Genomic DNA, 9,599 nt, shown 5'->3' on the forward strand with positions numbered 1-9,599 from the left:
GCAGTGCAGGTTGGTCGGGAATTGTGGATCGGCTCCTCACGCGGGACGCGCATTGCCGTGCTACCCGCTCGTTAAGGCGGAACCAGCCGGGTCGGCGAACGGAATGAATGCAGATCAGCGCATTCAGACTATTGGCGCCTCGGATTCCTGCGATCGGTCGCGGCGTCCAGGCGGACCTACATAGCCTGGGCAGAGAGACCTGAAAGTCTCCATGCTTAGATACGGCGTCCGGTCGTCGCGGCATATTAACGTGCAGGATACACAGCAATTCAACCGAACTTGACACGCCTCAATGCAACGCGCATCAATCGTATATACGGTATTAAATGCGTATATACGTTCATTAAGGCTAGCTAGGCCGGTGAAAATGGAGAGGGTGCGGTTCGCCTTCAGAGCCGGAAGCAGGCACCGCCGCCTATCTTTCACGGCTGCCCAGTCTGAAGCGAGCGTTGGTCCCGCAAGTCGATGCTTAGGGGTGACAACATGGAAGCTGTTGAAGGGAAGAAGAAAGCGCGCTGGATACTTATCCCGCTAGCACTTCTGTTCGGTATTGCCGGCCTGTTTTTCGCGATTGGCGGCCTTATGCTGTTATTGCGAGGGGGCAGTGCCTATTACGGCGCGTGCGGCATTGCCTTGCTCGTGGTCGCTTGGGGCCTCCTTCGGGACCGGATTTTCGTCGGGCCATTATATTCCGGCATTTTTACGGTAACGCTCGTGTGGGCGTATTGGGAAGCCGGTAGCGACTTCTGGCCTCTCTTCTCGAGGATATATATTTTCGTCGTTGCAGGTGCGCTGCTGTCGTTTGCGCTGCCCTCATCTCGCATCAACGCAGGGGCTCGCCCGATGACCATGGTCCATATCGTTGTCGGGTCGCTCCTTGCCATGGCAGCGATCGGACTGTTCATGGCAATGTTTGCGGATCGTGGAACCTATAATTTTGCCGCTCCAACGGCAAAATATCCCGTAACTCGTCAGACCGAGCAGACGGATTGGAGCAGCTACGGGAATAATCCCCAGGCGGAGCGTTTCGTAGCGCTTGACCAGATCAATCGTGGAAATGTGGGGCGATTGAAGGTCGCCTGGACGTACCGCCACGGAGACATCCCCGTAAGCCCGAATGCCCGTGGATACGAAGATCAGGGGACACCGCTGCAAATCGGGAATTCCCTGTATTTCTGCACCCCCAAGAACAATATCGTATCGGTCGATGCGACGACGGGCCGCCAGCGATGGAAAGCGCTGCTGGGGTCCACGAACAAGATGTATGTGCGGTGTCGTGGGATCGCCTACCATGACGGGTCCAAACAAGATCCAGATAGTGCCGAAGGCAGCCGCAATCCGCAATCAGCGGACAGCCGGGTTGCTGATCCATCCACCTGCGTGCGCCGCATTCTGACGGCGAATTCGAGCAACGGTCTGATTGCGATCGACGCCGATACAGGGAAATTTTGCCTCGATTTCGGAACGAACGGTCATGTTGATCTACGGCAGGGGATGGGCACTACGCCGGACAAGGACCACCACCCGAATTCCGCACCGACGCTTGCTCGCGACCTCGTGGTGGTGGGCGGTTACGTCAATGACAATCTGAACGCCGACATCAGCTCAGGTGTCGTTCGCGCCTATGATGTGCGCACGGGAGAACTGCGCTGGGCATGGGATGCCGGCAATCCCGCCGTTACCGGTCCGTCGACAGCCCAAACGCCCTATAGCCCGGGATCGCCGAATGTCTGGTCCTACATTACCTACGACCCCTCGACCGACCTCCTGTTTCTGCCGGTAGGTAATAATTCGCCTGATCTATGGGGCGGAAACCGTGACGCCAATCGGGATCGATATTCCTCGTCGGTCGTGGCGCTTCGCGCCCGAGATGGACGCCCCGTCTGGAGCTACCAGACCGTTCATCATGATCTCTGGGACTATGACATGACCCAGCCGCCCGTTCTGACATCCTTTCCAAAAGATGGCCGCCTCGTGCCGGCGGTGGTGTTCGCGACGAAAAGCGGCATGTTCTTCGCGCTCGATCGTGCGACCGGCAAACCCCTTACGAGGGTTGAGGAGCGCCCGGTTCCTGCGGGGCATTTGAAGGGAGAGCATTATGCTCCCACCCAGCCTTTTTCCGTCGGGTTGCCAATGCTGGGCCATCCGGAACTCTCCGAAAAGAATATGTGGGGAATGACGCCGTTCGATCAGCTCTGGTGCCGGCTCCAGTTCAAGACGGTGAGACCTAATCCTCAACTGTACGACCCACCAGGACTGGATCGACAGCTGGTCCTTCCGGGATCGGTAGGCGGCTTCAACTGGGGAGGAATTTCCGTTGACAAGACCGGCCACACCTTTTTCGCAAATGACCTGCGGATAGGCTTGCTTCTGCGGTTGGCAGAACGAGATACCGGTGGTCACCCCGTGCCGGAGAACGTCAAGCTGCCGATGCAAGGCACTCCTTATTACGTCGCCGAAAAGACTCCACGCTTTCTGTCGCCGCTGGGTATCCCATGCCAAGAACCGCCGTTCGGGACGATCAGCGCCATCGACATGAACACGCGCAAGGTGGCGTGGAGCGTACCGGCAGGAACCACTGAGGACGTTCGCATTTTCGGGATCCGTGTCACCTTGCCGATCCCGTTGGGCTTGCCTTCGATCGGTCCCTCCTTGGCTACTCAGGGCGGATTGTTGTTTCTTGCCTCGACGCTGGACCACTATATCCGGGCCTTCGACAGCGCGACTGGCAAGGAGCTGTGGAAAAGTCGCTTGCCGGTTGGCTCTCAAGGCGGCCCGATCAGCTACAAGTCGGTGATTACGGGCGAGCAGTTCATAGTCATCAGTGCTGGCGGGTCGCGCGATGGAGATGCGACGGGCACCAACGAACGGGGAGACTATCTGATCGCGTTCAAGCTGGAGGATTAAGACGTGAAGTCAAGATACGCGCCTTATCCGTCGAACGTATCGAGGGAGTGGACATAGGCTAGCGCTGGTAGCCAGCAAGGCGTCCAGGCAGCTGTTCCGGTTCGGCAGCTGCCCTGGCTACACGACATTCCAGCATGTCCCGCTGCGGGTCGCATGCAGTCCGGCCTTCCCGGCTTTTTCAGGCTCAGCAATATCGGCCAGCGGGCCGGGGCGCATGTCCCCCGGCTCTATCTTTTCGGCGAGAAGGGGGGCAATCGTCGAGAGCCGGCGTTTGACAGCTGCGCTCGATAAAAGGCAGGCTTCGAGCGCTACGGCGATCCATGGATCGTATATGCGGATCTGGGCAAAGCCGGAATCCGCAGGACGAAGGTCGCGCGGTACCGATGCGCAAGCGATCTGGAAGAAGGATGATGATTGGAGCGAGGATGTCGGACATGGACAAGACTGCACTTTCCCGGCGATCGTTGATGGCTGGTTCGGCGACCGTCGCAGGCATGCTCGCACTGCCGCAGGCCGGAGCGGCTGCTCCTGCGCAGACAAAAAAGGCGCCGCTCATGATCGAGGACCAGGGCAGTTTCGCCGTGGGCGGGACGGTCATCCGGGCGGAGGGAGCGCTGGACAAATATGCACAGGAGCCCGCAGGTCAGACCCTGCATGGCGATCATGCCTATATCTTCTACCAGACGCCGGTCGATGCCAAGCCGCTGCCATTGGTCTTCTGGCACGGGATCGGCCAGTTCTCGAAGACCTGGGAAACCACGCCCGACGGCCGCGAAGGCTTCCAGAACATATTCCTGCGCCGCAAGCATAGCGTCTATCTCATCGATCAGCCGCGGCGCGGCCGTGCGGGTCGCACCACAGCCGCCAGTCCGATCAGCACCACCCCCGATGATCAGCGCTGGTTCAACGTCTTTCGCGTCGGCATCTGGCCCGACTATAATCCAGGCGTGCAATTTTCCCGCGATCCCGAAGCCCTCAATCAATATTTCCGCCAGATGCTACCCAGCACCGGACCATTCGACCTTGCGATAACCGCCGACGCGATCGTCGCACTTTTCGACAAAATGGGCCCAGCTGTCCTGGTCACCCATTCGCACAGCGGGGGGATGGGATGGCGTACGGCCATGTACAATGAGAAGGTGCGCGGCATCGTTTCGTTCGAGCCGGGTAGCAATTTCCCCTTTCCGGAGGGCGAGGTGCCACCGCCTGTCGCCAGTTCGTCAGGTCCGGTCGAAGCCATGGCAGTCCCGCTCGATCGCTTCACGCAACTGACGCGCATCCCGATCCTGATCGTCTATGGCGATTTCATTCCAGCCGCGCCCGACCCCAATCCGGGCGCTGATGGATGGCGCGCGCGGCTGGAAATGGCGCGGAAATGGCGCGATGCCGTCAATAGTCGCGGGGGAGATGTCACGGTGGTGCATCTGCCCGAAATCGGCATCCGCGGGAACACACATTTCCCCTTTTCCGATCTCAACAATGTGGAGATAGCCGACGTCATGTCGGAATTCCTGAAGCGGAAGGCCTTGGGCTGACCTACCACGCCACGGGATACTTGCCACCCGGTGCCGCGCCGTCCGGGCGCGGCACCGGGCCGATCGCAAGGCAGGCGGAACTGCGATAACCTCTGCGACTATCGCACTCCCTTCTATATCCGGCAGGCGGAGCGCTTCATTCGCCCGAGAAGCGCGGCGTCCGCTTTTCGACGAGTGCGGCGACCGCTTCCTTCTGGTCGGCGCTATGCTGCACGATGGCCTGATAGGCTGCCGACAATTCGAGGCATTCGGCAAGACCAAGGGTCATCGAACGGCGCATCAGCCGCTTATTGAGGCGGGCGCTGCGTGGCGGGAAGGCCGTGATCGACCGCGCCATCTCAAGCGCCCTGGGAAGCAGTTCCTCCACCTCGACGACATGCGTCACGAGGCCCCATTCCTTCGCTTCTGCAGCTTCGATCATCCGGCAGGTGAGCGCCATCTCGATCGCCCGCGGATATCCGATCGTGCGTGGCAGATACCATGCGCCGCCGTCGCCAGAGACGAGCCCTACGCGCAGGAAGCTTTCGGCAAATTTCGTCCTGGTCGACCCTATGCGGATGTCGCACATGCAGGCGATGTCGCAGCCCGCACCGACGGCCACGCCGTTGACGGCCGCGATGGCCGGAACGTCGAGCGCATCGAACAGGGCGGGGATCTTCTGAATGCCGGCGCGGAAGGCCTCCTGGATCTGATCCGGCGTTCCTGCAAATTGCGGATCCGTGCCTTCCAGCATATCCTTGATATTGCCGCCGGAACAAAACGCGCCGCCTGCGCCCGTCAGGACGATGCATCCGAGGCTGGCATCCGCATTGGCGCCTTCCAGGAAGGAGACGAGTTCCGCGACCAGGTCGGGCGACAGGGCGTTTCTGGTCTCTGGATCATTGAGCGTCACGATCGCGATCGCGCCTTCGCGTTCGATCCTTATCTTTCCGTCAGACATTCCAACTCCTTTGTCATCGATTGTCGGGCCGTAATCCTGTGCATTCCGTGTCCAGCAGAGAGCGAAATCCCCCATCGTCATGGAGAAACGCCTCTATGATCCTGGCGGCTGGCCGGGGCCTGTCGTGGTGGAGATTGTGCGATGTCTCGCCCATCCGCCCTATTTCGAGTTTCCTGAAATAACCCAGCCGTTCGTGGACCTGCAGATCGTCTCCTGTCGCGGCATGCGGCCGGGGATCGGAGGACAGCAGCGCCAGAACAGGCGCCTCGATCCTGCTCCAGCACTGCCCCCATTCGGCTACGGTGTGGATTGTCGGTTCCGACGCCCGGAACATCGGATCGTGCGGCCAACGATATCCGCCTGCATCGATCGACCGTGCAGCCTCTCGAGCAAGGAACAGGGCACGGGTGGCGTCCAGTCTCGGATTTTGCTCGATCAGCCGGTCGGCCATCGCGCCGATGTCGCGATAGGTTCGAAACCGTGCGGGGCTGGAGAGCCGGACGAGCAACTCGGAGAGTTCATCGGCGATCCTTACCGGACTTCGCTCGAGCGTGTTGCCGAGCGCATCGAGCATGATCAGCTTCGTCACCCGTTCGGGACGGGTCGCGCTGTAAAGCGAGGCGATGTTGCCGCCCATCGAATGCCCGAGCAAAGGAAATGGCGTGTCGGCAAGACATTCGTGCACGAGGACGTCGAGATCCAGCAGGAAATCCGCGAGCCAGTAGCTGCCCGGCGTCCAGCCCGACCCGCCATGTCCGCGCCAGTCGGGTGCCACTATCCGACAGTCATGATGGAAGGCATCCACCAGAAACTGGAATGTCGCGGAGTTGTCGCGGCCGCCATGCAGGAGCAGCAAGGGGGGCGACGAGTCGTCCCCCCATTGCCTGACGAGATAATCTACGCCTCGGACGGGGATGCCGAAGGTGCGCGACGGGCGAATGGGTATGTAGGCGCCTGAGGATGCCATGGCGTCGTTCACCAGGCCGCGTCCAGAACCTCCATGAGGCCGGATTGATCGGCCTTCCGGGGGTTCTGGGTGAGAAACCAGTCCTGGGCGGCATCGTCGCACACATGAGCAAGCTCGTGTCGTTCCACACCAAGGTCTCGGAGCCGATGGGGGATATGAAGATGCGCGAAAAATGAGCTGCAGGCCTCGCTGACCACTTGTGCCGCCGCGTCCTCGGGCAACCCCAGCGCGATTGCGAGCGCGTCAAGGCGTCCGGCGGTCGCCGGCTCGTTGAATGTGATGCAATGGGGCAGGACCGCCGCCTTGAAATGTCCGTTGCCGACGGGGAAGCGAGCGCCCAGCGAATGTCCCAATGCGGACGCCATGCCCGCTCCGGTGAAGTCGGTGCCTTGGCCGATCAGCTGGGCCGCGAGCATGATGTCGCGGCGAGGCTGTTGGTCCCCGCCCGCAGCGCCGCCGATGAGGGCGCGATGGATCAGTCTTACGCCATGGATCAGCAGCGCGTCGGCCAGAGGTTCGCGTCTGCGCGATTCAAGGCCCTGCACGCCTTGCGCGAAGGCATCCAGCGCCGCATCCAGGATCAACCGGTCAGGGGTCGCGGCAATGAACTGGGGGTGGATGAAAAGCGCCTGGGCCCTGGCTTTGGGGTCGAACAGCGCCAGTCGTTTGCCCGACTCGGGTAGCGTTATGGCCGCACCGCTTTTGGCATAGGCTGTGGTCGGCGTCGTCGGGACGATGAACTGGGGCAATTTGGGGCGAGCGAGCCTCGGACTTCGCGGCGGTTGCCCCGGAGAGAATATGGTGGCGAGATCCTCGGCGCGACCGTCTTCGCAATGCAGGATCGTCGCGGCTCGCGCGGTGACGATGGCCGAGCCGCCTCCGATCGCGACCACCGCATCTGCCTGAGCATCGCGCAGGGCTTGCATCGCGGCCTCCACCGCCGAGAGCGGGGATTGCTCGACAACGCCGGTGAAGGCTCCTGCGAAGGTGTCGCCCAGGGCCTCCTGCACGGTTCCAAGGCCAAATTCCGCACGCGAAATTGTCCTTCCGCAGATCACGAGCGCACGCCGTGCATCGAGCCGGCGCATCTCGCCGGCAAGATGGGTCAGACAGTCGTCGCCATAGATGATCCGGGAGCCGGGGTCGAAATGGCGGAAGGAATCTGGAGTCATGCTGCTATCCTGTCAGGAGCGCGCATGAAGGCGCAACATCGTCGCCGGCCATGCGGGCTTCTCTCCTATTGTTCCTATATGGGAACTAATGAACGTATCTACGAATAGTCTGCGAATGCGGCAAGTGTCAAGCACGACGCCGGTTCGCGACACATGGTGGGCGGAAGCAATCGTGCCTGCCCGACCGCTATCGCATCATCCACTCGAGAGTTTGGCCTGTCCATCTCGCCCTTGGCGATTCTACATGCTAGGCTCTGCGATCGGATAAACCGGGAGAAGAAGTAGTTGTCTGGCATGAGCACGGATAAAGAGCCGGCTTCAGGGGCTGCGGCGGGCAAGGAGCCCAACCATCATCGCACCGTCGACCGCGTCACGCAGATACTGGAAGAAGTCGTCTATCGCCCCGGTATGACCTTTGCGGAACTCGCACGGACCCTGGGCGCGCCGAAGAGCTCGGTCTACGGTTTCGTTCAGGGCCTTCTGGCGACTGGCTGGCTCTACGAGCAGGATCGTCAATTCTATCTGGGCCCGGCGGTACATGGCCTCACGCTTGCGAGCGGGCATGTGCGGGCGGGCCTGGTCAGCCATGAGCGGTTGGCCGAGCTTCATGAGGAAACGGGTCTTGCCGTCTTCCTGGGCGTCGAGGCTGGCGATCATCTGATCTACATCGCCGAAGCCGGCGGCGATTCCATCGCCGACATAGAAGCACGCCGCAACATTCGGCGGACCTTGCTGGCAACGGCGACCGGAAAGGCATTGCTGGCCGCCAAGCCGCAGGACGAACTGGATGCCTTCCTTCGTCGCCACCGCCGTACCGAGCCAGAAGCCGTCGAGGCGTTTCTGAGCGAATATGAGACCATCAGGAGTACGGGCGTCGCGACGAACCTTCGTCTTGGCGGCACTCGATTGGCGATTGCGACGATATTGCCGGGGCAACCCGGCCGAAGTCCGGCGGCGGTCGCTCTCGTCGGCGCTGCAACGAAGGTGAAGCCCAAGGTTCGCAAGCTCTCCGACCTGCTGGTCGAAAGAGCCGCATTGTGGGCGCGCCGAAAGGTTACAGCGCGCGAAGCGATCTGATCGATCGAACAGCTATCAATGAATAGCCGCCCGGGCGAGGTCGCTCACGACCTCGCCCGGGCGGTGCGTCATGACCGGTGCGCCCGAACCTATTCTGCGACGCCAGGGACGGGAGCGGTCGCGACGACGGCCCGCTTGCGCATATTCGTTCCACTGATCGCGTACCAGAAGCTCAGGGCCGCGATGAGATTGAAGCTCAGCGTCGCACCGAGCGCGAGGCTGACGGAATCCCGGCCGCCAAGATAGTCGGATATCATGCCCGTAAGCAGCGGCCCGATCGCAGCGCCGACGAGATTGGCGAACAGCTCCTGCATTGCCGCGACCGAACCGCGCATGTTGCTCGGCGTTGCGGTCATGATGGCAGCCTTGGGCGCTGCATAATGCGTCCCGAGTGTCAGTCCGAGAACGAAGACGAGGACTGCGGCGATGGCGGGGGAAGGCGCCCAGGAAATTCCGAACGCCACCGGTACCGAGAGGGTGAGTGCGCAGGATGGCACGATCCACAGGCGATCGACGCGCCCCTTCGCGATCCAGTCGCCCAGGAAGCCGGACAGCAGCGCCGATGCGAACTTCATCACGCCGGCGGCAACGCCGACGATGAGCCCGGCATGCGCCAGGCTGTAGCCCTGTTCGCGGATCAGGATGGGCGAGATCCAGATCCAGACCGATGCTACGTTCATGGCAACGATCGCGAGGCCGATCGTGTTGAAGAAGACGGGACGGGACTTCACGAAGAATTTCGCGACCTCCCACATGGGCGCGGCCGCGCCGGCAGCCTCTTCGCCTTCCGCAGCGCGGGCGGGTTCCCTGAACCGTGCCCACATCAAGGCGGCGAGGACAATGCCGGGAATACCCACGATGAAGAATACCGCTCTCCATCCCCAATGCTGGGCTACGAACCCGCCGACGACAAAAGCAAGGCCGGTGCCTATGGCCAGCCCGGAATAGACGAGGCACATGGCGCTGGCGCGCTGATTGACCGGAAAGATGCTGGCTACGAG

The 9,599-nt window shown here is 61.5% G+C and carries 7 protein-coding genes; 3 read left to right on the forward strand and 4 right to left on the reverse strand.

The window, feature by feature from the left end:
* The first annotated feature begins 483 nt into the window (after positions 1-483).
* Together VMR39_RS01815 and VMR39_RS01820 are read left to right on the forward strand one after the other, a co-directional pair.
* The gene (locus tag VMR39_RS01815; protein WP_325413762.1) at positions 484-2,907 is read left to right on the forward strand and encodes a membrane-bound PQQ-dependent dehydrogenase, glucose/quinate/shikimate family; all 2,424 of its coding nucleotides are present in this window, start codon (positions 484-486) and stop codon (positions 2,905-2,907) included.
* Positions 2,908-3,341: 434 nt separating this feature from the next.
* A complete protein-coding gene (locus VMR39_RS01820; protein WP_325413764.1) occupies positions 3,342-4,442 on the forward strand; it encodes an alpha/beta fold hydrolase in 1,101 nt (366 codons plus the stop codon).
* Between the two features lie 136 nt (positions 4,443-4,578).
* Here the strand turns inward: VMR39_RS01820 and VMR39_RS01825 are convergent, their stop codons facing one another.
* The 3 genes from VMR39_RS01825 to VMR39_RS01835 are packed head-to-tail and all read right to left on the reverse strand — an operon-like array spanning position 4,579 to position 7,521.
* Positions 4,579-5,382, reverse strand: a complete 804-nt coding sequence (locus tag VMR39_RS01825; RefSeq protein WP_184269286.1) for an enoyl-CoA hydratase-related protein — start codon at positions 5,380-5,382, stop codon at positions 4,579-4,581.
* A gap of 13 nt (positions 5,383-5,395) precedes the next feature.
* Positions 5,396-6,361 (reverse strand): alpha/beta hydrolase, encoded by a 966-nt coding sequence (locus VMR39_RS01830; protein WP_325413768.1) that lies wholly within the window; start codon positions 6,359-6,361, stop codon positions 5,396-5,398.
* Positions 6,358-7,521: an iron-containing alcohol dehydrogenase family protein gene (locus VMR39_RS01835; RefSeq protein WP_325413770.1), complete on the reverse strand. Its 1,164-nt coding sequence runs from the start codon at positions 7,519-7,521 to the stop codon at positions 6,358-6,360. Before VMR39_RS01835 ends, VMR39_RS01830 begins: the two co-directional genes overlap by 4 nt.
* A 294-nt stretch (positions 7,522-7,815) precedes the next feature.
* Between VMR39_RS01835 and VMR39_RS01840 the strand changes: the two genes are divergently transcribed.
* Positions 7,816-8,598 carry an IclR family transcriptional regulator gene (locus VMR39_RS01840; RefSeq protein ID WP_184269292.1) on the forward strand — a complete coding sequence of 261 codons (783 nt, stop codon included), beginning with the start codon at positions 7,816-7,818 and terminating at the stop codon, positions 8,596-8,598.
* 89 nt (positions 8,599-8,687) lie between these two features.
* On the opposite strand, the gene VMR39_RS01845 is transcribed toward VMR39_RS01840, so the two are convergent.
* The coding region (locus VMR39_RS01845) for an MFS transporter (RefSeq protein WP_325413773.1) at positions 8,688-9,599 on the reverse strand (912 nt) is incomplete at its 5' end.

It is taken from the genome of Sphingobium sp., from assembly GCF_035511395.1.
Classification (GTDB): domain Bacteria; phylum Pseudomonadota; class Alphaproteobacteria; order Sphingomonadales; family Sphingomonadaceae; genus Sphingobium.

Excerpts from the sequence above, each read along its gene's own strand:
- VMR39_RS01815 (WP_325413762.1), top strand. The coding sequence starts at position 484 with ATGGAAGCTGTTGAAGGGAAGAAGAAAGCGCGCTGGATACTTATCCCG.
- VMR39_RS01820 (WP_325413764.1), top strand. The coding sequence starts at position 3,342 with ATGGACAAGACTGCACTTTCCCGGCGATCGTTGATGGCTGGTTCGGCG.
- VMR39_RS01825 (WP_184269286.1), bottom strand. The coding sequence starts at position 5,382 with ATGTCTGACGGAAAGATAAGGATCGAACGCGAAGGCGCGATCGCGATC.
- VMR39_RS01835 (WP_325413770.1), bottom strand. The coding sequence starts at position 7,521 with ATGACTCCAGATTCCTTCCGCCATTTCGACCCCGGCTCCCGGATCATC.
- VMR39_RS01840 (WP_184269292.1), top strand. The coding sequence starts at position 7,816 with ATGAGCACGGATAAAGAGCCGGCTTCAGGGGCTGCGGCGGGCAAGGAG.